Annotated in this window: 19 protein-coding genes; 11 read left to right on the top strand and 8 right to left on the bottom strand. The window is 53.9% G+C overall.

Translation table 11 applies throughout. From position 1 onward, the window contains the following. Positions 1-114: 114 nt before the first annotated feature. From kduI to ABLV66_RS18895, 3 genes are all read left to right on the top strand, one after another. Entirely contained in the window at positions 115-951 is an 837-nt protein-coding gene (gene kduI / locus ABLV66_RS18905) for a 5-dehydro-4-deoxy-D-glucuronate isomerase (protein ID WP_045393454.1), read from the top strand. A gap of 255 nt (positions 952-1206) precedes the next feature. After that, complete coding sequence (locus ABLV66_RS18900; RefSeq protein ID WP_047049470.1) at positions 1207-2514, top strand: MFS transporter; 1308 nt, start codon at positions 1207-1209, stop codon at positions 2512-2514. A 9-nt stretch (positions 2515-2523) separates the two neighbouring features. Continuing rightward, on the top strand, positions 2524-3324 hold the full coding sequence (locus tag ABLV66_RS18895) for a substrate-binding domain-containing protein (protein ID WP_348876523.1): 801 nt from the start codon (positions 2524-2526) through the stop codon (positions 3322-3324). Here the strand turns inward: ABLV66_RS18895 and ABLV66_RS18890 are convergent, their stop codons facing one another. Beyond that, a complete protein-coding gene (locus ABLV66_RS18890; RefSeq protein ID WP_045393445.1) occupies positions 3325-4224 on the bottom strand; it encodes a LysR family transcriptional regulator in 900 nt (299 codons plus the stop codon). 118 nt (positions 4225-4342) lie between these two features. Next, the gene (locus ABLV66_RS18885) at positions 4343-5209 is read right to left on the bottom strand and encodes a GNAT family N-acetyltransferase (RefSeq protein ID WP_045393442.1); all 867 of its coding nucleotides are present in this window, start codon (positions 5207-5209) and stop codon (positions 4343-4345) included. A gap of 625 nt (positions 5210-5834) precedes the next feature. On the opposite strand from ABLV66_RS18885, the gene ABLV66_RS18880 reads away from it, so the two are divergent. The 3 genes from ABLV66_RS18880 (at position 5835) to ABLV66_RS18870 (ending at position 8257) form a co-directional block, all read left to right on the top strand. Continuing rightward, positions 5835-6671 (top strand): alpha/beta fold hydrolase, encoded by an 837-nt coding sequence (locus tag ABLV66_RS18880; RefSeq protein ID WP_045393439.1) that lies wholly within the window; start codon positions 5835-5837, stop codon positions 6669-6671. A gap of 287 nt (positions 6672-6958) precedes the next feature. Further along, positions 6959-7879: a Kdo(2)-lipid IV(A) acyltransferase gene (locus ABLV66_RS18875; RefSeq protein WP_032712783.1), complete on the top strand. Its 921-nt coding sequence runs from the start codon at positions 6959-6961 to the stop codon at positions 7877-7879. Positions 7880-7984: 105 nt separating this feature from the next. After that, complete coding sequence (locus tag ABLV66_RS18870; RefSeq protein WP_015367862.1) at positions 7985-8257, top strand: YdgH/BhsA/McbA family protein; 273 nt, start codon at positions 7985-7987, stop codon at positions 8255-8257. A 140-nt stretch (positions 8258-8397) separates the two neighbouring features. On the opposite strand, the gene ABLV66_RS18865 is transcribed toward ABLV66_RS18870, so the two are convergent. After that, positions 8398-9474 carry an alkene reductase gene (locus ABLV66_RS18865; RefSeq protein WP_348876521.1) on the bottom strand — a complete coding sequence of 359 codons (1077 nt, stop codon included), beginning with the start codon at positions 9472-9474 and terminating at the stop codon, positions 8398-8400. Positions 9475-9680: 206 nt separating this feature from the next. Between ABLV66_RS18865 and cadC the strand changes: the two genes are divergently transcribed. The 5 genes from cadC (at position 9681) to lysS (ending at position 18525) form a co-directional block, all read left to right on the top strand. Beyond that, positions 9681-11207 carry a lysine decarboxylation/transport transcriptional activator CadC gene (gene cadC / locus ABLV66_RS18860; RefSeq protein ID WP_047049462.1) on the top strand — a complete coding sequence of 509 codons (1527 nt, stop codon included), beginning with the start codon at positions 9681-9683 and terminating at the stop codon, positions 11205-11207. A gap of 365 nt (positions 11208-11572) precedes the next feature. Continuing rightward, a complete protein-coding gene (gene cadB / locus ABLV66_RS18855; RefSeq protein WP_045393427.1) occupies positions 11573-12910 on the top strand; it encodes a cadaverine/lysine antiporter in 1338 nt (445 codons plus the stop codon). Between the two features lie 82 nt (positions 12911-12992). After that, positions 12993-15140: a lysine decarboxylase CadA gene (gene cadA / locus ABLV66_RS18850; RefSeq protein WP_015367858.1), complete on the top strand. Its 2148-nt coding sequence runs from the start codon at positions 12993-12995 to the stop codon at positions 15138-15140. Positions 15141-15200: 60 nt separating this feature from the next. Continuing rightward, positions 15201-16676, top strand: a complete 1476-nt coding sequence (dtpD, locus tag ABLV66_RS18845; RefSeq protein ID WP_320482303.1) for a dipeptide permease DtpD — start codon at positions 15201-15203, stop codon at positions 16674-16676. Positions 16677-17007: 331 nt separating this feature from the next. Beyond that, on the top strand, positions 17008-18525 hold the full coding sequence (gene lysS / locus ABLV66_RS18840; RefSeq protein WP_348876520.1) for a lysine--tRNA ligase: 1518 nt from the start codon (positions 17008-17010) through the stop codon (positions 18523-18525). A 58-nt stretch (positions 18526-18583) separates the two neighbouring features. On the opposite strand, the gene ABLV66_RS18835 is transcribed toward lysS, so the two are convergent. The 5 genes from ABLV66_RS18835 to ABLV66_RS18815 form a co-directional block, all read right to left on the bottom strand. Next, positions 18584-19972: an amidohydrolase family protein gene (locus ABLV66_RS18835; RefSeq protein WP_348876519.1), complete on the bottom strand. Its 1389-nt coding sequence runs from the start codon at positions 19970-19972 to the stop codon at positions 18584-18586. Positions 19973-19989: 17 nt separating this feature from the next. Beyond that, positions 19990-20940 carry a carbamate kinase family protein gene (locus ABLV66_RS18830; RefSeq protein WP_045393418.1) on the bottom strand — a complete coding sequence of 317 codons (951 nt, stop codon included), beginning with the start codon at positions 20938-20940 and terminating at the stop codon, positions 19990-19992. A gap of 127 nt (positions 20941-21067) precedes the next feature. After that, positions 21068-22486, bottom strand: coding sequence for a YlbE family protein (locus ABLV66_RS18825; protein WP_063415611.1), 1419 nt, complete (start codon positions 22484-22486; stop codon positions 21068-21070). Beyond that, a complete protein-coding gene (fdrA, locus tag ABLV66_RS18820; protein ID WP_348876518.1) occupies positions 22486-24033 on the bottom strand; it encodes an acyl-CoA synthetase FdrA in 1548 nt (515 codons plus the stop codon). The genes ABLV66_RS18825 and fdrA overlap by 1 nt, the downstream gene beginning before the upstream one ends. Next, a complete protein-coding gene (locus ABLV66_RS18815; protein ID WP_047049452.1) occupies positions 24023-24886 on the bottom strand; it encodes an oxamate carbamoyltransferase subunit AllH family protein in 864 nt (287 codons plus the stop codon). Before ABLV66_RS18815 ends, fdrA begins: the two co-directional genes overlap by 11 nt.

Here is a 24886-nt window from a genome sequence, read left to right as displayed (position 1 = left end):
TCCTTGTTATTTGCCTGGTGCAATTTGCAAGCTCAATGATTGCATGAGGTTTGTCATTAATCTCTGCCCTCCGCAGGAGGGCTTTATCATTCAAGTATCAGCCTGGAGGCTAACGTGGACGTAAGACAAAGTATCCACAGCGCGCATGCGAAAACTCTGGATACCCAGGGGCTGCGTAATGAATTTTTAGTTGAAAAAGTGTTTGTGGCTGACGAATACACCATGGTGTACAGCCATATTGACCGCATTATTGTTGGCGGCGTCATGCCGGTGCAGCGCGGCGTGTCGGTGGGCGGCGAAGTCGGCAAACAGCTCGGGGTAAGCTATTTCCTCGAACGCCGTGAGTTAGGGGTGATTAATATCGGCGGCCCGGGCTGTATTACCGTTGATGGCCAATGCTATGAAATCGGCCACCGTGAGGCGCTGTACGTCGGTAAGGGGGCGAAAGAGGTGGTATTTACCAGCGTCGACCATGCAAAACCGGCGAAGTTTTACTACAACTGCGCCCCGGCGCATACCACTTATCCGACGAAAAAAGTCACCCCTGCCGATGTAGCGCCGGTGACGTTGGGTGACAACCTGACCAGCAACCGCCGCACCATCAATAAGTATTTCGTGCCGGATGTACTGGAAACCTGTCAGCTCAGCATGGGCCTGACCGAACTGGCGCCGGGCAACCTGTGGAACACCATGCCTTGCCATACCCATGAGCGGCGGATGGAGGTCTATTTCTATTTCAACATGGATGAGGACGCCTGCGTCTTCCACATGATGGGGCAGCCGCAGGAGACCCGTCATATTGTGATGCATAACGAGCAGGCGGTGATTTCGCCAAGCTGGTCGATTCACTCAGGGGTGGGTACCCGCGCTTATACCTTCATCTGGGGGATGGTCGGCGAGAACCAGGTCTTCGACGATATGGATCACGTCGCCGTACGCGATCTTCGTTAAAACTCCCCCTCAAGCCCGGATTGCCTTGGGGGGAAATGCAGCGGAGTTCACACTATCAGCGTATAGAGGCGGGGCGGAGGGGGAGACCCGTCGCCCCGTCATTGTTGATGTCGCTTAACTCGCAGGCTTTATTAATGTGTCAGACGCATCAATAGATGCGTAAAATGCGCTTATTCCTGGCTATAACTTCCCGCACTCTTACGGTTACCTAAATGTTAATGAGAGTTAACTATTCAGTTAATCAGGGAGAGTGTGATGTCCGCAACTGCCGCAACTTCAGTATTTCGCGCCAGGGCCAAAGTGATCCTGCAGGTGACCTCAGGGAATTTTCTTGAGCAGTTTGACTTCTTTTTATTTGGTTTTTACGCCACCTATATCGCCCATACTTTTTTTCCTTCCGAAAATGAATTCGCCTCATTAATGATGACCTTCGCCGTTTTCGGCGCCGGGTTCTTGATGCGGCCCGTTGGCGCGGTGGTGTTAGGCGCCTGGATTGACAAGGTCGGCAGACGTAAAGGTTTAATCGGCACGCTGTCGATTATGGCGATGGGGACCATCCTGATCGTGCTGGTGCCAGGTTATCAGACTATCGGTTTGTGGGCGCCGGCGCTGGTGCTGTGCGGCCGACTGTTGCAGGGCTTTTCTGCCGGTGCGGAACTGGGCGGCGTCTCGGTTTACCTCGCTGAAATGGCGACGCCGGGACGTAAAGGGTTTTATACCAGTTGGCAATCCGCCAGTCAGCAGGTGTCCATTATGGTGGCTGCTTCACTGGGCTATCTGCTCAATATGCTGCTCAGCGAGTCGAGTCTGCATCAGTGGGGATGGCGTATTCCGTTCGCGATTGGCTGCCTGATCGTGCCTTTTATCTTCTTTTTACGCCGCAACCTGAATGAAACCGCGGAGTATACGGAGCGTAAGGAACATCCGACCCTGGGACAATCGCTGACGATTCTGCTGGCAAACTGGCGGGTGGTGATTGCGGGGATGTTAATGGTGGCGATGACCACTACCGCGTTCTATTTGATCACGGTCTACGCGCCAACCTTTGGCAAAAACGTGCTGTTATTAAGCGCCTCGGATAGCCTGCTGGTCACGCTGTTGGTGGCGATCTCTAATTTCATCTGGCTGCCTATCGGCGGCATGCTTTCCGATAGGTTTGGTCGTAAACCGGTATTGGTCAGCATGACGCTGCTGGCTATTTTCACCAGTTGGCCTGCGTTATCGTTGCTGGCCCGCATGCCGGACTTCGCCATGATGTTGTCCGTGCTGCTGTGGCTCTCCTTCATTTACGGCATCTATAACGGCGCGATGATCCCGGCGCTGACGGAAATTATGCCTAAGTCGGTCAGGGTTGCTGGTTTTTCTCTGGCTTACAGCCTGGCTACCGCGCTGTTTGGCGGTTTCACGCCGGCGATGTCCACCGCGTTAATTAAAGTTACCGGGGATAAGGCGGCGCCCGGCTACTGGATGAGTTTTGCGGCAATCTGCGCGCTATTAGCGACGCTGTATCTCTATCAACGCGTTTCCCGGCAGGCATTGAAAACGCAAAATTCATTGGGTTAAGAGGTGAATATGCATCGTAAATCATGGGTTTTCTCGTTACTGGTATTTACCTGCGGCTATGCGCAAGTTGCCGCCGCGCAGGAGATCACGGTGATGATCTCCGGCGGCTTCTCCGCGGCGTTGGATAAACTGGCGCCCGACTATCAGCAAAAAAGCGGCAATACCTTGCATATCATTCATGGGCCCTCGATGGGGAAATCCGCGGAGGCGATACCGAACCGCCTGGCGGCAGGGCAAAAGGCGGATGTGGTGATTATGGTGGGATACGCCCTGGATGATTTGCAGAAGCAGGGCAAAGTGATGCCGGGGTCGCGTATTGAACTGGCGGACTCACGAATTGGCGCCGTTGTGCCAAAGGGCGCCCCGGTGCCGGATATCAGTAGCGTCGCCGCGTTGAAACAGACATTGCTGCAGGCGAAATCCATCGCCTATTCGGATAGCGCCAGCGGGCGCTATGTTGAAAAGGAGCTGTTCAGAAAACTGGATATTGCCGCGCAGGCAAGCTCCAAAGCAAAAATGATCGAAAAAATCCCCGTTGCTTCGCTGGTAGCGAAAGGGGACTATGCGATAGGGTTTCAGCAGGTTAGCGAGTTGTTGCCGGTCAGCGGCGTGACGTTCGTTGGTCGTCTGCCGGATGAAGTGCAATACGTTACTCGCTTCGCGGGCGCCGTGGTTGCCGATTCATCCGCGCAGTCCCAGGCGAAGCAACTGCTGTGCTATCTGGCTTCAGTCCCGGCGCAGGCGGAAATTCGTCGTACAGGCATGGATCCTTTACCCTCTAACGCCTGTGAATTACCGGAAGAGGGCTAATCACGCGGTGGGATGGTAAAAATCGGTAATGGCTTTTTCGAGCTCGGCGGCCAGAGGGGGTAACGCTCTGCCCGCTTTTTTTATCAGTCCCACCTGCCTTTTCACTTCAGGTTCCACTAGCGGAATACTCACTAACGCGTGGTGCGCATAGGCCGGTAGCGCCATCGCCGGTATTGCCGCGATACCAAGGCCGGCATCCACCATGCCCAGCATCGTTGTGACATGGCGGGTTTCACAAACCGCAGTGCGTCGCGGCCCTACGTTGCTCAGGGCACCATCCAGCAGATGACGATTGCCGGAGATCTTATCGAGCCAGATGTAATCCCGATTAAAAAACTCCTGCCAGCTGAGGCTATGACGTTGTGCCAGCGGATCGTCGCGTCGGCAAACCGCCAGGTAGCGTTCATGAACCAGCGGCGTAAACACCACCTCGGACGCGATTTCGGAGAGAAAACTCAGGCCGAAGTCCGCCTGGTGATTCTGCACGGCGCTATAAACATTTCCGGCGCTGGTATCAATGACCTTGATCCGCGCCTTAGGAAAACGTTGACGGAATTGGGTGATAACCTGCGGCATAAAAAAGTTGGCGGCAGAGGGGACACAGGCAACCGTCACCATTCCGTTGCCGAAAGCGGCGCGGTCGCTAATACCGTCCAGAGCATCTTCAAATTCGGAAAGCAGATGCTGAGCCTTTGGGGCAAAGGCTCTCCCGGTTTGCGTGAGCGTCACCCGGCGAGTGGTTCTGTCAAACAATCTCACCCCCAAAGCGGTTTCCAGCTTTTCAATTCGCCTGCTTAACGCCGATTGCGAAATGCAAATCGCCTCGGCGGCGTAGCGAAAGCTGCCGTGCTCGCTGAGGGCTAAAAAGGCGTAGAGATCCTGCAGGTCAAAAAGGGGCAAGTGGCGCTTCTCCTGGATTTAACAAAAAAACAACAATCGATTGTACTGTTTATTTTGTTTTCCAGGAAGAAACAACGCCGACCAGCCGCAGGTTAAATAGATGACCTGCGGCCCGGCATCAGGCGTGCGCCAGCAGCGGGAACATCAATTTGTTGTCGTGGAAGATGTTCTCTTTGTTGGAATAGATAAACAACATATCGTCGCCGTCTATTTTTTCGTACTCGCCAAGGCGCGCTTCCTTCGGCGTAAAACCAAGCACCGCCTGCTGCGATTGCGGCTGGGCGAGTTCATTGATAATGGTCGCCATGGATTGTCCGGCATCGCAAAAAATATCAAAGCAGATCAGCTCATGGGCGCTTTGCATCGCAATGGCGACAGCCTGGTTTTTCTCCGAGTAGTACACAAAATGCTTCATAAACGCCGAACAGTAAAACATCAGCAGACCGAAGTTATTCTCCACTCGTAGCTGTGAAAAGGGGTTGGATTTCTGGTAGTAGTGCTTAAGCAGGGCAATATCCTGCGCACTATCCATATCCAGTTTACGGAAGTCGCCGGGAGTCGGCGAAACGGGCGCAACATATTGATATTCGTCGGTCCGCGTAAAGCCAAATTTGGGGTAGAAATCGACGGTGGTGGAGTTGGCAAACAGGAAAAAAGCATCCGCTTTGTCACGCCAGTCATCAAGGATATGTTGTATCAACTGTCCGGCAAGCCCTTTATTACGGTAATCAATGTTGGTCATTACCGTACCTATTTGAATATAGCGTCGAGGTTGGCCTTGCCAGACCAGATCAATAATATTCGCGGAGGCGTTGGCGATAACTTTATTCTTATCAACGAAAGCGTAGGGGATATAGGATTCACTCCAGTACCCTTGCTGATACCAGGCGTCAAAGGATAGATCGAACGTTTTGATGGCTAAATCAATAAAGCTTTTTCTTAATGTATTATCATCTTTGAGTTGCTTAACCAATTTGTAGTGCATCGCAGTCATTCCTTTCTTATTCGTTTTGCTATCCGGGATTGCTACAGGCAAATTTTACCCCTTGAAAATCACAGGCTTTGCGCCTGAGTATGGCGGTTTTCTGTGGTTTGTACAGCATTGACAGAAGGGCATCGCTCAGGACGTTGCCTGGCTCACAATTAACGGCGAACATTCTGCGTGGATTAGGTCAGTGAGGAACAACCGCTTCGGTTTAAAAATGAGCACGTGGATCATTTGGTTTATTCTTTTTTCTCGGAGAATAATCTGAAGAAATCTATTTGAGAGAAATTTACAGAAGAGCGTAAGTATAAGATAAAAATATTTTAATTATTTATTTTTGGCATAACGCGCTGATATTTATCTATAAAATAAAAGATATCGAAAAGGCATATTTAATCAATAGGTAATATGAGCTAACTCTCAACGGCACAAGGCGTATTTTAGCTTCTGCGATGATATTAAATTGCTGAGGGATGAGCTAAATGAGCCATCATCTTCTACACTTTGTGGCACCGTTGCCATTGAGGTTTTTCGCAAACAAAGGGAAAACATCATATCAGCGCTGAATGTAACCAATTGAATGTTAATGAGAAGTTGTCATATTTTCAATAGAGGAGTTCGTGATATGGCATTCGTAACAACTAAAGATGGCGTTAATATTTATTTTAAAGACTGGGGTCCGAAAGAGGCTCAGCCTATTGTGTTCCACCATGGCTGGCCGTTAAGCGCTGATGACTGGGATAACCAGATGCTGTTTTTCCTCGCGCAAGGGTTTCGCGTCATCGCTATCGACCGCCGTGGCCATGGGCGTTCCGACCAGGTAAGCGAAGGCCATGATATGGATCACTATGCGGCCGATGCTTCTGCTGTGGTCGAAAGTCTGGATTTGCATAACGCTGTTCACGTTGGTCATTCAACCGGCGGCGGTCAGGTCGCGCGCTATGTGGCTAAATATGGCCAGCCGCAGGGCAGGGTAGCCAAAGCGGTATTAATCAGTTCCGTACCGCCGTTAATGGTGAAAACCGACAATAACCCAGGCGGTACGCCCATCGAAGTGTTTGACGGTTTCCGCAAGGCGCTTGCTGCTAATCGCTCACAGTTCTATCTCGATGTTGCCAGTGGACCGTTCTACGGTTTTAACCGCGATGGCGCAGAGGTTTCGCAAGGCACCATCCAGAACTGGTGGCGTCAGGGGATGACCGGTAGCGCGAAAGCCCATTATGAAGGGATTAAGGCCTTCTCTGAAACCGACCAGACAGAAGATCTGAAAGCGATTACGGTGCCGGTGTTGGTAATGCAGGGTGACGACGACCAGGTCGTTCCTTATAAAAATGCCGCCATTCTGCAGGATAAACTGCTAGCGAATAGCGAGCTTAAAATTTATCCGGGCTTACCGCATGGCATGCACACGTCACATGCGGATGTGATTAACGCCGATCTGCTGGCCTTCATTCGTTCATAACGATATTTAGCCTTCGGGGACGTTTCTTCGGAGGCTATTTATTTATTGTTGAAGATGAATAACGCAAACTTTAGCTTGCGTGCCACTGTACGAAAAAATTAATAATAAATTTGTTACACAGTTGGTTTAATACCAGGGCAGCGTACAGGTTATAGTCTACGCTTGAATGCGTATTACCGCACGAATAGGAAAAAACTAAATGTTGTGGATCGGGTACCTTATCCGCAAATTCGGACTGAGGCCTCCCGCAGGCATGTAAATCAAGGATCCTGAAGAGCAATAGTCAGATGTCGCATTTACCCAAATTCTCTCTTTCATTATTACACCCGCGTTACTGGCCGGCATGGCTGGGCATTGGCTTATTGTGGCTGGTGGTACAACTTCCTTATCCGCTGATCTATCGTCTGGGCCATGGTCTGGGGCGTTTATCTATGCATTTTTTGCGCGGAAGGGTACGTATTGCGCAGCGCAATCTTGAGCTCTGCTTTCCTCACCTCAGCCCGGCGCAGCGTCATGAAATGTTGGTTAAGAATTTTGAATCTCTGGGCATGGGGTTGATGGAAACCGGCATGGCATGGTTCTGGCCGACCCATCGCGTTGAGCGCTGGACCGAGACCAGCGGCGTCAATGAAGTTGTTGAACTACAGGAACAGAAGCAGGGTATTTTGCTGATTGGCATTCACTTTCTGACCCTGGAACTCGGCGCGCGGATGTTTGGCATGTTCACGCCGGGGATTGGCGTTTACCGGCCAAACGATAATCCGCTGATCGACTGGCTGCAAACCTGGGGACGACTGCGTTCTAACAAGACGATGCTGGATCGTAAAAACTTGAAAGGTATGGTTAAGTCACTGAAAGAGGGAGAAATCCTCTGGTACGCTCCGGATCATGATTATGGTCGCGCCAGCAGCGTATTTGTTCCCTTTTTCAATGTTGATAATGCTGCGACCACCACCGGCACCTGGATGCTGGCGAGAATGTCAAAAGCCACTATCGTTCCCTTTGTTCCGCGAAGAAAGCCCAACGGCGCCGGGTATGAGCTGATTGCGCTGCAGCCTGAGGCGACACCGCCGCTGGATTCTCCGGAAACCACCGCCAGATGGATGAACAAAATTATTGAGCAATGTATCCTGATGGCGCCGGAACAGTACATGTGGCTGCACCGTCGTTTTAAGACCCGTCCGGAAGGGGTACCGTCGCGTTACTAAGCGTGGCAGATGGTAAAAAAATAATCTGATAAATAGCGCGCTTATTAATCTTGTGTCTATACTGAAAGAGCCTCAATTAAGGCTCTAATCCAAGGAGAATGTAGGATGAAAAAGGTATTAGTCGCTTTAGCTCTTTCAGCAGTTGCCTTTGGCGCCTCGGCAGCGCAATTAATTACTAAAGAAGAAGCCTCGCATTTCAAACTGACTCACGTGGGCAGTATTTCTGTGGGACCGTCTGGCGGGCAATTCTCTTCACCTTCTGATCTTCACGATCAGCTTTCTAAGCTGGCAGATGAGAAGGGCGGTAAATATTATATTATTACCGCGGCGCGCGAACACGGGCCGAACTTTGAAGCAACGGCGGAAGTGTATAAATAATTAATCACATTGATTAATTATACATAAACGTCGAGAGTCTTATTTTTAACCCGGCACGCCACAGCGCTGCCGGGTTTTTTATTTAAGTTCCAGGAAGCGATTTGCTCCGTTTACTTCGCATCGACGGTGGGATAGTCGAGCTAGCCCTCTTTACCACCGCCGAAAAACTGCTCTCTGATTGGCTGGTTCAGCGGCAGGTTGTGCTGCAGGCGATAGGGCAGATCCGGGTTGGCGATAAACGGACGGCCAAAACCAATCAGGTCGGCCCAGCCTTTGGCCAGCGCCTCTTCGGCACGTTCTACGGTGTATTTCCCTGAATAAATCATCGTGCCGCGGAACACCTGACGCAGCGCTTCTTTAAAGGCGGCGGGCATCACCGGCGCATCATCCCAGTCGGCTTCGGCGATATGAATATAGGCGATGCCGATATCATTAAGGACGCTGGCCGCCGCCAGATAAGTGGCTTCCGGCGTATCGTCTTTCGACCCCATTAAGGTGGTCAGCGGCGCCAGGCGGATACCCAGTTTCTCTTTACCAATCGCATCGGCAACGGCCTGCGCCACTTCTTTCAGGAAACGCAGGCGATTGGTTAACGAACCGCCATACTCATCGGTGCGCTGGTTTTCTCGAGAATCAATAAACTGATTAATCAGATAGCCATTTGCACCGTGGAGCTCAACGCCATCGAAGCCGGCGGCAATAGCGTTGCGCGCGGCCTGCGCATATTGTTCGATAATCGCCGGGATCTCTGCGCGAGTCAGGGCGCGCGGCATTGAGTGCTGCACCATTTCACCGACGCCATTTTCCGGACCGCGGCCTTCGACATCGACAAAGACCTTCACCCCTTCAGCCTGAATAGCAGATGAGGAAACCGGTGCGGCATTACCCGGCTGCAGGACGGTGTGGGAGACACGCCCTACGTGCCAGAGCTGGGCAAAAATTTTGCCTCCCGCCTGGTGTACCGCAGCGGTGACTTTTTTCCAGCCGGCGATCTGCGCTTCATTATAGATGCCCGGCGTCCAGGCATAACCCTGTCCCTGTTGGCTAATCTGCGTGCCTTCGCTGATAATTAAACCGGCGCTGGCGCGTTGGGCGTAATACTCCGCCATCTGTTCGGTAGCGACATCGCCGGCCCCGGCGCGGGAACGCGTCATCGGCGGCATCACGATACGGTTGTTTAACGGCAGGGCCTGCAAGGAATAGTGGTCGAATAACATAATGCGTCTCCTTAACGACTTGATGGACGCAGCATAGACCCTGGCTATTTTGGATTAAATGACAACGATGTTCATAGACTGTTAACTGATTTGTATATAAAGGGAGTAGCTTATGCCAAACGTGTGGGGTATTGACCACCCGCATAATTAGGTAGGCGAAATGTGGTATTATCGCGCCTTTCCCTTTTCGTCCTGGGGTTTTTTTTATGCAACAACCTGTTGTTCGCGTTGGGGAATGGCTCGTTACTCCTTCTGTAAACCAAATTAGCCGGAACGGACGTCAGCTTACTCTCGAACCGCGTTTAATCGATCTTCTGGTCTACTTTGCTCAACATCCTGGCGAGGTACTCAGCCGGGACGAGCTTATCGATAACGTCTGGACGCGCAACGTGGTGACCAGCCATGTCGTCACCCAGAGTATTTCCGAATTGCGTAAATCGCTGAAAGACGGCGATGACGGCAGCATGGAATATATTGCGACGGTGCCAAAACGCGGTTACAAGCTAACGGTCCCGGTAATTTGGTGTACGGAAGAGGGCGAAGAGTTGGCGCCGGTCGTACCGCCAGCGGCCCCTGTCTCCGTTCCTGAAACGTCGCCACCGACTATCTCTTCTCCATCTGTCGCGCCAGCGGCGCCGGCAGTGCCGGAAAAACGTAAACGGATCACCACCTTCTGGGTGTGGACGCTGTTTCTGCTGGCGTTGGGCAGTTGCGTCGCGTTAGTCGCCTTGTCGTCGATAGAATCGCGGCCGCCGGAAACCAAAACTCGCCTGCTGCTAAACCCGCGCGATATCGACATACACCTGGTAAACGGCAGTTCATGCAACAACTGGGCGTCGCAGCATGCTTATGCCGTTGGGCTGGGCAGCCTGATTACTACTTCGCTCAATACCTTCTCGACCTTTATGGTCCATGATAAAACCAACTACAACATCAACGAACCCAGCAGTTCGGGTAAAACGTTGACCATCGAATTCGTTAATCAGCGCCACTATCGCGCCCAGCAGTGCTTTATGTCGGTGAAACTGGTCGATAACGCCGACGGCTCGACGATGCTCGATAAACGCTACTTTATTACCATGGATAACCAGCTCACCATCCAGAATGACCTGCTGGATAGTCTATCAACCGCGCTAATGCAGCCGTGGCCGGATCGCATGAAAGCGATGCTGAAACAGTATCAACCCGCGCAAAGCCCTTCGTTAACCCGTCTTTATCAGGCCCATCAGCTATTAATGAAAGGCGATGTCGATTCACTCGGTAAAGCCAGCGATATACTTGATGACGTCATTAAACAATCGCCGGACTTTATTTATGCTTACGCCGAAAAAGCGCTGGTGGATGTATTACGTCATTCGCAGCAGCCGTTGGATGAAAAACAATTAGCGACGCTGTATGCCGAGGTTGGGAAAGTAGGTGAAATGCCCGGCATTAAAGATATGGCGATCTTCTACCAGATAAAAACGGTAGATATGTTAGGCAAAGGGAAAATAGATGAAGCGTACAGCGCTATCAACACGGGCATTGATTTAGAAATGTCGTGGATGAATTATGTGCTGCTCGGTAAAGTCTATGAGATGAAAGGGCAGAACCGCGAAGCTGCCGATGCCTACCTGACGGCGTTTAATTTACGCCCTGGCGAAAACACCTTGTACTGGATTGAAAACGGAGTATTCCAGACCTCCGTCACCCGCGTAGTACCGTATCTCGATAATTTCCTCGCTTCAGAATAAGTAAACCCTCATCATGCTCATGGTTTTGAGTATGATGAGGTTAAATTTATGTATCTCATGAGCACTCTGATTGTTACCTGAAATAAGCGTTATTTTCCTGCCTGGTAACACAATTTCAACACCGAAGTGTCTATCTAACTCTTTGTAAGTAGGGGGTGTTTATCTTTTTTTGATATCAACATGTCATGTTTATATGTTAATGGAAAAAGGTCAAAATATCATTTGTCTGATGTTTGTAGTTATTTCACTTTATCTTTAGGATTTATCTCGTACGAATCAGTAATCTTGTTGGCAGTTGGTCGGGTCAATAAATGGTTCTATATCATGATCTGTACCTCCCAAATAAACTTAGGAGAAAAACAACCATGAGTTCTGCCAAGAAGATCGGGCTATTTGCCTGTACCGGCGTAGTCGCCGGTAATATGATGGGGAGCGGTATTGCACTATTACCTGCGAACCTCGCCAGCATCGGTGGTATTGCCATTTGGGGTTGGGTGATTTCTATTATTGGCGCGATGTCTTTGGCTTATGTTTATGCCCGACTGGCGACCAAGAACCCGCAGCAGGGTGGTCCAATTGCTTATGCAGGGGAAATTTCTCCGGCCTTCGGTTTCCAGACCGGCGTCCTTTATTATCATGCAAACTGGATTGGTAACCTGGCAATCGGTATTACCGCCGTCTCTTATCTCTCTACGTTCTTCCCAATTTTAAATAACCCGGTGCCAGCAGGTATTGCCTGTATTGCCATCGTGTGGATCTTTACTTTCGTTAATATGCTCGGCGGGACCTGGGTAAGCCGTCTGACCACCATTGGTCTGGTACTGGTGCTTATTCCGGTGGTGATGACTGCGGTCGTCGGCTGGCATTGGTTTGACGCGGCAACCTATCAGGCGAACTGGAACACCTCCAGCACTACCGATAGCCACGCGGTCATTAAAAGTATCCTGCTCTGCCTGTGGGCCTTCGTTGGCGTAGAATCCGCCGCAGTGAGTACCGGGATGGTGAAAAACCCGAAACGTACCGTACCGCTGGCAACCATGCTGGGTACTGCGATGGCCGGTATCGTCTATATCGCCGCGACTCAGGTTATCGCCGGTATGTATCCTGCTTCTCAGATGGCCGCGTCCGGCGCGCCGTTCGCAATTAGCGCCTCTACCATTCTCGGCGGCTGGGCTGCTCCGATGGTTTCCGCTTTCACCGCCTTCGCTTGCCTGACTTCTCTGGGCTCGTGGATGATGCTGGTTGGCCAGGCCGGTGTACGTGCCGCCAACGACGGTAACTTCCCGAAAGTGTATGGCGAAGTCGATAGCAACGGTATCCCGAAAAAAGGCCTGCTGCTGGCGGCGGTGAAAATGACCGCGCTGATGGTACTGATTACCCTGATGAACTCCGCCGGTGGTAAAGCATCTGACCTGTTCGGCGAGCTGACCGGTATCGCGGTACTGCTGACCATGCTGCCTTACTTCTACTCCTGTGTTGACCTGATTCGTTTCGAAGGCATCAACATCCGCAACTTTGTTAGCCTGATTTGCTCGGTACTGGGTTGCGTGTTCTGCTTCATCGCGCTGATGGGCGCAAGCTCCTTCGAACTGGCCGGCACCTTCATCGTTAGCCTGATTATCCTGATGTTCTACGGTCGCAAAATGCACCAGCGCCAGCAGAACAACGCAGCGGATAACAACAGCCCCGCTAACGCGCACTAATCAGTAAACCGTTTTCCTGAGGCTCCTTCCATCACCTGTCACATCGTGACGGGAGGGGCTTTCTACATCTGGAGATTTGACTATGAACGTTATTGCAATCATGAATCACATGGGTGTTTACTTCAAAGAAGAACCCATCCGTGAACTGCATCGTGCTCTCGAACGCCTGGACTTCCGTATTGTCTACCCGAACGACCGTGACGACTTATTAAAACTTATCGAAAACAACTCTCGTCTGTGCGGCGTGATCTTCGACTGGGATAAATACAATCTCGAACTGTGCGAAGAAATCAGCAAAATGAACGAGTACATGCCGCTGTACGCTTTCGCTAACACCTACTCCACCCTGGACGTTAGCCTGAACGATCTGCGCATGCAGGTTCGCTTCTTCGAATATGCGCTGGGCGCCGCTGAAGATATCGCGAACAAAATCAAACAGAACACTGACGAATACATCGACACCATTCTGCCGCCGCTGACCAAAGCGCTGTTCAAATATGTACGTGAAGGCAAATACACCTTCTGTACCCCAGGCCACATGGGCGGTACCGCGTTCCAGAAAAGCCCGGTAGGCAGCATTTTCTATGATTTCTTTGGTTCCAACACCATGAAATCCGATATCTCCATTTCGGTTTCTGAACTGGGTTCACTGCTCGACCACAGCGGCCCGCACAAAGAAGCGGAAGAGTATATCGCTCGCGTTTTCAACGCCGAACGCAGCTACATGGTGACCAACGGTACATCTACCGCTAACAAAATCGTCGGTATGTACTCCGCGCCTGCCGGCAGCACCGTACTGATTGACCGTAACTGCCACAAATCGCTGACTCACCTGATGATGATGAGCGACATTACGCCGATCTACTTCCGTCCGACCCGTAACGCCTACGGTATCCTCGGCGGTATCCCGCAGAGCGAGTTCCAGCACGCGACTATCGCTAAGCGTGTGAAAGAGACGCCGAATGCGACCTGGCCGGTACACGCGGTTATCACCAACTCAACCTATGATGGTCTGCTGTATAACACCGACTTCATCAAGAAAACCCTGGATGTGAAATCCATCCACTTTGACTCCGCATGGGTCCCTTACACCAACTTCTCGCCGATCTATGAAGGCAAATGCGGGATGAGCGGCGGTCGCGTTGAAGGGAAAGTGATCTACGAAACCCAGTCCACGCATAAACTGCTGGCGGCATTCTCTCAGGCTTCGATGATCCACGTGAAAGGCGACGTTAACGAAGAAACCTTCAACGAAGCCTACATGATGCACACCACCACTTCTCCGCACTACGGTATCGTGGCTTCCACCGAAACCGCGGCAGCGATGATGCGCGGTAACGCCGGTAAACGCCTGATCGACGGTTCTATCGAACGTTCTATCAAGTTCCGTAAAGAGATCAAACGTCTGAAAGGCGAGTCTGAAGGCTGGTTCTTCGATGTATGGCAGCCGGAACATATCGATGGCGCTGAATGCTGGCCGCTGCGTTCCGATAGCGCATGGCACGGTTTCAAAAACATCGATAACGAGCACATGTACCTCGACCCGATCAAAGTCACGCTGCTGACTCCGGGGATGAAGAAAGACGGCACCATGGATGATTTCGGTATTCCGGCAAGCATCGTGGCGAAATATCTCGACGAACACGGCATCGTGGTTGAGAAAACCGGTCCGTACAACCTGCTGTTCCTGTTCAGCATCGGTATCGATAAGACAAAAGCGCTGAGCCTGCTGCGCGCGCTGACCGACTTCAAACGCGCGTTCGACCTGAACCTGCGGGTGAAAAACATGCTGCCGTCTCTGTACCGTGAAGATCCTGAATTCTATGAAAACATGCGTATTCAGGACCTGGCGCAGAACATTCATAAACTGGTTGAGCATCACAACCTGCCGGACCTGATGTTCCGCGCATTCGAAGTGCTGCCATCCATGGTGATGACCCCGTATGCCGCGTTCCAGAAAGAGCTGCATGGTCAGACTGAAGAGGTTTACCTCGAAGAGATGGTAGGCCGCGTCAACGCCAACATGATCCTGCCGTATCCTCCGGGAGTTCCGCTGGTCATGCCTGGTGAAATGATCACCGAAGAAAGCCGCCCGGTACTGGAGTTCCTGCAGATGCTGTGCGAAATCGGCGCTCACTACCCGGGCTTCGAAACCGATATCCACGGCGCATACCGTCAGGCGGATGGTCGTTACACCGTTAAAGTGCTGAAAGAAGAAAACAACAAGTAATAGACGCACACAAGGGAAGTGGCTTGCCACTTCCCTTTTTTCACGCTGCAAGGAGAACCTATGAAAACACCCTCACAGCCGCGCGCGATTTACTACATCGTAGCGATCCAGATCTGGGAGTACTTCAGCTTTTACGGCATGCGCGCCTTACTCATCCTTTATCTCACCCACCAACTTGGCTTTGACGATAGCCACGCCATCAGTCTGTTCAGCGCCTACGCATCTTTAGTTTACGTAACCCCCATTCTCGGCGGCTGGCTTGCCGACCGCCTGCTCGGCAACCGCACGGCGGTGATTGCCGGGGCGTTGTTAATGACTCTCGGCCACGTGGTGCTGGGCGTCGAATCTGATTCCACCTGGAGCCTCTATCTGGCGCTGGCGATCATTATCTGCGGCTATGGCCTGTTCAAATCCAATATCAGCTGCCTGCTCGGCGAACTGTACGCCGCTGACGACCATCGTCGCGATGGCGGTTTCTCGCTGCTGTATGCCGCCGGTAACGTCGGTTCGATCGCCGCGCCGATTGCCTGTGGACTGGCGGCGCAGTGGTACGGCTGGCATATCGGCTTTGCGCTGGCGGGGATCGGCATGTTTATCGGCCTGATGATTTTCTTAAGCGGTAGCCGCTATTTCCGCGACACCCGCGGCGTCGATAAACAGGCGCTGTGCGCGGTGAAATTCGCGCTGCCGACCTGGGGCTGGCTGGTGGTGATGCTGTGCCTGGCGCCGGTGTTCTTCACCTTGCTGTTGGAAAACAACTGGTCCGGTTATCTGCTGGCGATTGTCTGCCTGTTCGCCGCGCAAATGGTGGCGCGGATCATGATCAAATCACCGCAGCATCGCCGCGCGCTGTGGCAAATCGTTCTACTGATGTTGACCGGGACACTGTTCTGGGTGCTGGCGCAGCAGGGCGGAAGCTCAATTAGCCTGTTTATCGACCACTTTGTTGATCGTCGACTGTTCAATATTGAAGTGCCGACCGCGCTGTTCCAGTCGGTTAATGCGGTAGCGGTGATGGCGGCAGGCGTGATCCTGGCGTGGCTGATCCGCCCGGAAGGGCGAACCCGCTCGGTGTTAAAAGTGTGGCTGAAATTCGCATTCGGCCTGCTGCTGATGGGCGGCGGATTTATGCTGCTGGCGCTGAATGCCCGCCACGGCGCGGCTGAAGGTCAGGCCTCGATGGGCATGATGGTCGCCGGGCTGGCGATGATGGGCTTTGCCGAGCTGTTTATTGATCCGGTGGCGATGGCGCAGATAACCCGTCTGAACATGCCCGGCGTCACCGGCGTATTGACCGGCATTTATATGCTGGCCACCGGCGCGGTCGCCAACTGGCTGGCCGGGGTGGTGGCGCAGCAAACTACCGAGTCGCAAATCAGCGACACGGCGATTGCCGCCTATCAGCATTTCTTCTCGCAGATGGGCGAATGGACCATCGGCTGCGTGGCGGTGATTGTCGTTATCGCCTTTGCCGCAGCCTGTAGCGTGGGCAAACGCCGTGCGGCTGCGGGTGAAGTTCCCGGCGGCGGCGCCTGATGCTCATCCCGGCTCGTGGCGTAAACGCCTTATCCGGGCCGCGATTCGTAGCCCCGGTAAGCGCAGCGCGACCGGGGGGATTACATCAACAGCGGAGCGCGAAGTCGTTCGTTGCACAGCCAAGAGAACAGGAGGTGGATATTCTGGCAGGCGCGGAGGCCAACGATAAAAAATACCGTTAGTGAAGCGATAGCTGAGTGAGATCAGCTTGTAGTGAATCCAGAGTCGTTAAGATTGTTCTCTGGTGTGTTACCAGAGACAGGCCGCGCTGAATGGTGACCTGGTTCAATTTATCGAAGCTAGTTTGAAAGCAGGGTTATGAGGAACCAACATGTCTGAACAACAAGCACAAGGTGCCGATGAGGCAATTGACCTTAATAATGAACTGAAAACTCGTCGCGAAAAATTGGCTGCGCTGCGTGAGCAGGGCGTCGCTTTCCCGAACGATTTCCGTCGCGATCATACCTCTGACCAATTGCACGCTGAATTCGATGCGAAGGATAACGATGAACTCGCTTCCCTGAACGTTGAAGTCTCTGTTGCTGGCCGTATGATGACCCGCCGCATCATGGGTAAAGCCTCTTTCGTTACCCTTCAGGACGTCGGCGGCCGCATTCAGCTGTACGTCGCGCGCGATGACCTGCCGGAAGGCGTCTATAACGAACAGTTTAAAAAATGGGATCTCGGCGACATCATTGCCGCCCGCGGCAAGCTGTTCAAAACGCAAACCGGCGAACTCTCCATTCACTGCACCGAGCTGCGTCTGCTGACCAAAGCCCTGCGCCCGCTGCCGGATAAATTCCACGGCCTGCAGGATCAGGAAGTCCGCTATCGCCAGCGTTATCTGGATCTGATCGCCAACGAAGAGTCGCGTCATACGTTCCGTATCCGTTCGCAGATCCTCACCACCATGCGTCAGTTCATGGTTGCCCGCGGCTTTATGGAAGTCGAAACCCCGATGATGCAGGTGATCCCAGGCGGCGCTTCCGCCCGTCCATTCATCACCCATCACAACGCGCTGGATCTGGATATGTACCTGCGCATCGCGCCGGAACTGTATCTGAAACGTCTGGTAGTCGGCGGCTTCGAACGCGTGTTCGAAATCAACCGTAACTTCCGTAACGAAGGGATCTCCGTACGCCATAACCCAGAGTTCACCATGATGGAACTGTATATGGCGTATGCGGATTACAAAGACCTGATCGAACTGACCGAGTCGCTGTTCCGCACTCTGGCGCAGACGGTGCTGGGCAAAACCGAAGTGCCGTATGGCGACCAGGTGTTTGACTTCGGCAAGCCGTTTGAAAAACTGACCATGCGTGAAGCTATCAAGAAACACCGCCCGGAAACCAATATGGCGGATCTGGATAACTTCGACGCGGCGAAAGCGCTGGCGGAATCTATCGGTATTCAGGTAGAGAAAAGCTGGGGTCTGGGACGTATCGTCACGGAGATCTTCGATGAAGTGGCGGAAGCGCATCTGATCCAGCCGACCTTCATCACCGAATATCCGGCGGAAGTTTCCCCGCTGGCGCGTCGCAACGACGTGAACCCGGAAATTACCGACCGCTTCGAGTTCTTCATCGGCGGCCGTGAAATCGGTAACGGTTTCAGCGAGCTGAACGATGCGGAAGATCAGGCGCAGCGTTTCCAGGATCAGGTCAACGCCAAAGCGGCGGGCGACGACGAAGCGATGTTCTATGACGAAGACTACGTTACCGCGCTGGAGTACGGCCTGCCGCCGACCGCCGGTCTGGGTATCGGTATCGACCGCATGGTGATGCTGTTCACCAACAGCCACACCATCCGCGACGTTATTCTGTTCCCGGCCATGCGTCCGCAGAAGTAATCGCGTCTGATAAATGACAAAACCCCGGCTTGCCGGGGTTTTTTACATGACGCTGGCATCAGGCGCCGACGCTGCCCCAGACCATCTTACCGTTATGGAAAGTGGCGGTGCGCGGCGAAATTCGCGCCACGGCTTCGGCGGAGCAGGAGGCATCAACCAGCACAAAGCTGGCGTCGTCCTGCGCTTTTGGCCATACGCGCTCGCCTTTGTCATTCAGCGGCAGCACGTCGCCGGTGGCGATGGCCAGCGCGCGCGACAGGGTCTGCTCATTGGGGCGGATATACAGCTGCGCGTAGAGATTGGCTTTCTCCAGCATGTCGCCCAGCCCGTACGGCGACCAGTGGTCAATCACGCTATCGGTACCGGTCATCACGAAGACGCCTTTTTCGCGTAGTTGCTTGAGCGGCATGTGCAGAGTGCCGATCGGCACGGTGGAGGCGATGGTGATCTGCTGCGCCGCCATGCGGCTCGCGATGGCATCTACCTGCTGTTCATTGAGCGTCGACAGCGCGAAAGCGTGGCTGATGGTCAGCTTGCCTTTCAGCGCCGGCGTCTTCTCCACGGTTTCCACCATATAGTTCACCGCCGCCACGCCCGCCGGGCTGGTTTCATGCAGATGAATATCCACCCCTTTGTCGTAATCCAGCGCAATCTGGAACATGGTATCGAGCGATTTCTCCATCGCGCCATCGACGTTAGTCGGGTCGAGGCCGCCTACGTAGTGGGCGCCGGCCTGCATCGCTTCGCGTACCAGCGATTCCGATTTCGACAGCAGCAGCCCGTGCTGCGGAAAAGCGACGATTTCGCAATCGAAGCCTGGTTTACGCCGCGCCAGCACTTCCTGCAGATTCTCCAGGTTCTTCAGCCCGGACACCGGCTCAATATTGCAGTGGCTGCGGGCGATAGTGGAGCCTTTGGACTGGATCAGGTCGATAAGCTTCTCGGCGTGCGCCTGCGTATAAGGCTGGAGTTCCGGCAGCAGTTTCTGCTCAAGCTTGATCATATCCTGAATGGTGGTGCCCGCCGGGCGGTTCAGCGAACGCCACGGGCCGCCGTAAAACGTTTTGTCCAGATGGATATGCATGTCGCGCATGGCAGGCAACATCAGTTTACCGCCCGCATCGTAGCGCGGCAGCGTGGCGTCCGGGTGGCTCAGATTGCTGCGCAGGGCGACGATTTTGCCGTCTTTTATTTCCAGCGTTTGCAGCTCGGTCCGGGTGTGAACCACCACGCCGTTTTCATATTCAAAGCCGCTTTCCAGCAGGACGTTATCAAGGTAGTAGTGCTTATCGGCGACCCTGGCCGCGCCTTTATTATCGCAGGCGGCCGCGGACGGCTGGCCTCCGACGGCATACGCCGCAGGCGCGCCCGCCGCCAGCAGGGCGGCGGCGGTGACCATTTTGCCGCTTTGGGTAAGAAATTCGCGACGGCTGTTGTCTTTATTCATCCTTTTTTCCTTTTGTGTCAGTCATGCACAATATGGGTTCCCGTTTCGCCGCGTAGCGCGGCTGGCAGACATTCCGGCGTAGTGATGATCACCCGCTTGCCGCCGTGTTGCAGGAACGCGAGGCTGGCGACGATTTTTGGCAGCATGCTGCCAGCCGGGAAATGTCCTTCTTGCATATAGCGGCTCATCTCGCTGATGCCGACGCGACCCAACGCCTGCTGATCAGGCTTGCCGAAATTAACGCACACTTTCTCCACCCCGGTGGTGATCACCAGAATATCAGCATCAATTTCGCGGGCCAGCAGGGCGGTTGAGAGATCTTTGTCGATCACCGCGTCCACGCTCTGGTAGTCGCCCTGCGGGCTGCGCACCACCGGGATCCCGCCGCCGCCGGCGCCGATCACCACAAAGCCTTGCCGGGTCAGCGCCTTGATGGCTTCTGCTTCGACAATGCGTTTCGGCTCTGGCGAGGCGACTACCCGGCGATAGCCACGGCCCGAATCTTCCACAAAGCGCCACTCAGGATGCGCCTGCTGCAGTTCATCGCGCTGGTTTTCGCTGAAGAACGCGCCGATAGGCTTAGTCGGATGGGTAAAGCCGGGATCGTTTTTATCGACTTCAACCTGCGTGACGACGGTAACCGCTTTTTGCTCGCCGCGCTGGGCGAGGCGGTTATTCAGCGCCTGCTGAATGAGGTAGCCGATGCCGCCCTGGGTATCAGCGACGCAGTTGGCCAGCGGCGTCAGCGGCAGACCTTCACGCTCGTGGGCTATCTCCGAGCGGCGTAAATCCAGCCCAACCTGCGGGCCGTTACCGTGGGTTAGTACCACGTTATAGTCCGATGCCAGCATCTCCAGCACCGTACTGGCCACCGCTTTGACCGCCTCGGCCTGATGCTCGATCGACTGGCTGGCGTTATCTTTGATAATGCTGTTGCCGCCAATGGCAACGACGATGAGTTCTTTCATATCTGACTTCCGCTACAGAAGGTGATGTAGTTATTGTTATTGTGTGGTCGTGGTAGTCGCCCGGCCAGGCGTAGGGCTGCCGGGGATTTCCCGGGGTCGGCGTAAACGCCTCGCCCGGGCTACAACGCTAAACGTCGTAACGATTGCACCAGCTGAGGATCGCTTTTTCGAAACAGGCGAACGGCGGGTGGACGATCCCGGCGCCGATCATGCCGATCCCGGCGTCTTTATGGGCGATAGCGGTGTTGATCACCGGTAAAATACCGCTGCTGCCGACGCGGGTGATGTCGATTGCGGTCGGGATCCCCATAAAGCCGAGCAGCGGAATGGTGACGTTCGGGTTTTCGCCAAGGGTGATTTCACGCATCTGGCGCGAGAAATCGACCGCTTCTTCTACCGTTCCGCCGACCAGCGCGACGATAGCCGGCGCCGTCGCCATGGCGAAACCGCCGATGCCATAGGTTTCGGTAATCGCGCTGTCGCCGATATCAAGGCCGGAGTCTTCCGGTTTAAAACCGGCAAACATCGGGCCTATCACCTGCTGCGCCGGGCCGGTAAACCACTGTCCCGGCAGGCCGCTGACCCGCAGTCCGAACTCGACGCCGTTGCGCGCCATGGTGGTGACCACGGTGCTGTATTCAATGCCGTGGGCCGCGTCCATCGCCGCTTTACACATCGCCATCCACGTCGGGCCGGAGAAGTAATCGCTGCTGGCGACAAATTCGAACACCTCGCGCTGCTGCTCTACCGGATAACCGGCCTGAATAATCCCCGGCGTGAGCGCCTGAATCAGCAGGGTGGTACCGGCGTTGTTGCGGTTATGGCACTCATCGCCCATGTGCAGCGCCTGCGCCAGCATTAAGCGCAGATCGATTTCGCCGATGATCTTCATGGCGTCGCGCAGCATGGGGCCCTGCACGTCGCGCATCCAGTTCAGACGATCGATCACGCTCTTATCGTTAGCCCCCATGCGCAGGATCTTCGCCATCTGCTCGCTCATGTTGGTATAAGCGATATTGCCGTAGGTTTTGTTCTCGACGATATGCATGAACATCGACGCCGACGTCACGCCCGCCATCGAACCCACGCAGTCGTGTTCGTGACAGGGTGAGAAGGTAATTTCACCGGAGGCGGCAAGCTCGGCCGCTTCATCCAGATCTTTCGCCAGCCCTTCAAAGACCAGCGCGCCGGTGACCGCGCCTTTCATGGCGCCGCACATGTTTTGCCATTCCACCGGCGGGCCAGCATGCAGAATGGTTTTTGGCGTCATGCCCGGCACGACGTTAATGGCCTGATCAAAACCGATCAGCACCGGGTGCGATTGAATAATACGCTCCAGGGCCTGCTGGTTGGCGGCGGCGATTTTATCGGCCAGCGGCGAGCCGGCGATGCGATCCAGCGCCTCAACCAGCTGCAAATTGCCCTGGCCCGGCGGCGTCCAGTCGAGCTGGGTGACGGCGGTGTGCTGCTTTTTCAAATCGTCGCTGAACATGGCGATACCGACGTTAATCACGTTCAACGGCTGGTTAAATAGCGACTGGCTCATCAGGCTTGCTCCCCTTTGCAGATAAATTCACGCGCCAGCAAACCGGTATTGGTGCTGCTGCTGGCCAGAATGACGCCAGCGTCAAGCAGCATCTGGCGCTGTTGCTCCAGCGACGGCGTATCGATGTCGGTGCCTAACACGTAAGCGAGGATCGTCAATGGGCGGCCATCGGCGGCGGCAATGGCTTTGGCCTCTTCGATCGCCGCGATCGTCGAACCCACCGGATCTTCATGCGCCCCGAAGCCCAGCACGAAGTCCATGACGATGACCGCCACTTCGGGATCGCGCGCTTCCTGCAGCAGGCGGCTGATACGGTTGGTCGGGTCGATCATCGGGTGCGGCTTACCGTTGGTGAAATCGTCATCGCCGAAATCGAGGAAGGTGTGTTTGATGCTGCGATTGATATCGCTCAGGCGATAAGCCGGATCCGGCTGAATGTTGCTATAAACATCCGCGTGTTTTTCCAGTACCGCGAACATGGTTTCATCGCACAGGGTACCGCCGCAGAACAGGCCGCGAATGTATTTCTGCTGCGGCGTGAGCTGCGTGCGCACTTCGGCGATAAGCGCTTGATTTAGCGGATGCAGATCGAGGTTCTCTTGCTTAATACCGCTCAGCAGAACGGCCTTCAGCGCCGCTTCTTTGGTGCCGCGGGCGAACTGCAGACCTTGCTCATCGGCGGGGGGCTCGGTGCGGCCGAGGAAGCACGCCACCACCGGTTTACGGCAGGCGCGGGCGCGTTCGAGCACTTTTTTCGCCACCGTCGGTGCCGGCGGTTTGGAAACAAGGACGATAATTTCCGTTTGCGGATCCGCTTCCAGCATCTGAATGGCGTCGAGCATCATCAGGCCGCCGATTTTCTCACTCAGATCGCGACCGCCGGTACCGATTAGCTGCGAGATCCCGCCGCCGAAATCGTGGATACGGACGCTCAGCTCCTGGCTACCGGTGCCGGAGGCGCCGATAATGCCGATGTTGCCGCGGCGAACCGCGTTACCGAAGCACAGCGCCGCGCCGTTAATAATGGCGGTGCCGCAGTCTGGCCCCATCATCAACAATCCCTTTTCGTGGGCCAGCTGTTTCAGCGCCAGTTCGTCGTCAATAGAGACGTTATCGGAAAACAACATCACGTTAAGATCGTTTTGCAGCGCCTGACGCGCTTCGCGAGCGGCAAACAGACCGTTGACCGAAATAATCGCGAGGTTACTTTGCGGAAGATGTTTTTTGGCGCTGGCGAGGGTGGCGTAGCGCGCTTCGTGCTGGCCGCTTTCGGCCTTTTTGCTGAACAGCGCTTCTATTTCACTGAGTATCTGTTCGCTATCGGCGCCGTCTTTGCCCTTGATGACGATCATCAGGTCGCCGTTTTTCGCCGCTTCCAGCTCCGGCGTCAGCAGCCCCAGGTTATTCAGCACCCCTTTGTTCATTTCCGTCGCCATCGCCACAAATGCCTGCTCTACGCCATCGAGCTTATTAGCGCGGGTGGAAATCGACATTAATGAGACCGAATCAAAATAGGTATTCTTCTTCACCACTATTTTAACTGACATTATTCCCTCCATACGTTTGGCTCAGCGCGCAGGCATCCGCCATACCCAATAGCATGTCGCTGCCGGAACTTGAGCCAATATTTTTAATATTGGCAATAGCCTCAATAGAAAAGGTTGTCGGTTGATTAACCATCAGGTTAATCATCACGGCGATACTTTCTCGATAATGCTGGTTAATCGCCGCCTCCAGCGTAATCGCGCTGAGCGGCGTAGTATTTTGTCTGGCGCTCTGCAGCGCGGTTATAAAGGCTTCCCGGTAATGGTTAGCCGGGTGTCCCTTTATGAATAAAATAACGCTTAGACCTAGCAAATAATCATCCGCCGATGGCGTCAGGCCAATGCCTAATCCGATCATGTTCGCCACAGCGGCGCCGATATTTTTATTTTCGTGAAGTGCTTTAAATAATATTTCCCGTCGCTGCTGTAATTCACGACTCATTGCGTGATAAAAGGGATTGTCGCCGCGATAGAGAAATAACGTATCATCCTCATGTAACTGCGTAACGATAATGTTGTGCCATCGTCGCCAGGCTATCAGGTTAAATGTTGCCGCGTTTAATACCGCTCGCGGCGTTTGCCAGCGCTTACACCGGTGGATCTCTATCCATTTATTATCGCCAATGTAAATTCCTGAATCGGTAAACCGGACGCTTTCCCCTGGCCGGAACAGGTTGTCAAAGTGGGTGAGTGCTAACCTACAGCTATTGGGCGCATTGTCAGAGGTTTCGCACAGCAGCGTCAGAAGCCCTGGTTTGCCCGGGGTAAGCAGGTTTACCGCATGGGTGAAAACCTGCCCGACCCGTCCACCGCCGCGCTGTGCGAGAAAGCGGGTATCCGCAGTTAGCGCTTGCAC

This window comes from Klebsiella sp. CN_Kp073 (genome assembly GCF_040065495.2).
GTDB lineage: Bacteria > Pseudomonadota > Gammaproteobacteria > Enterobacterales > Enterobacteriaceae > Klebsiella > Klebsiella aerogenes.
This window is presented reverse-complemented; position numbering and strand designations above follow the sequence as displayed.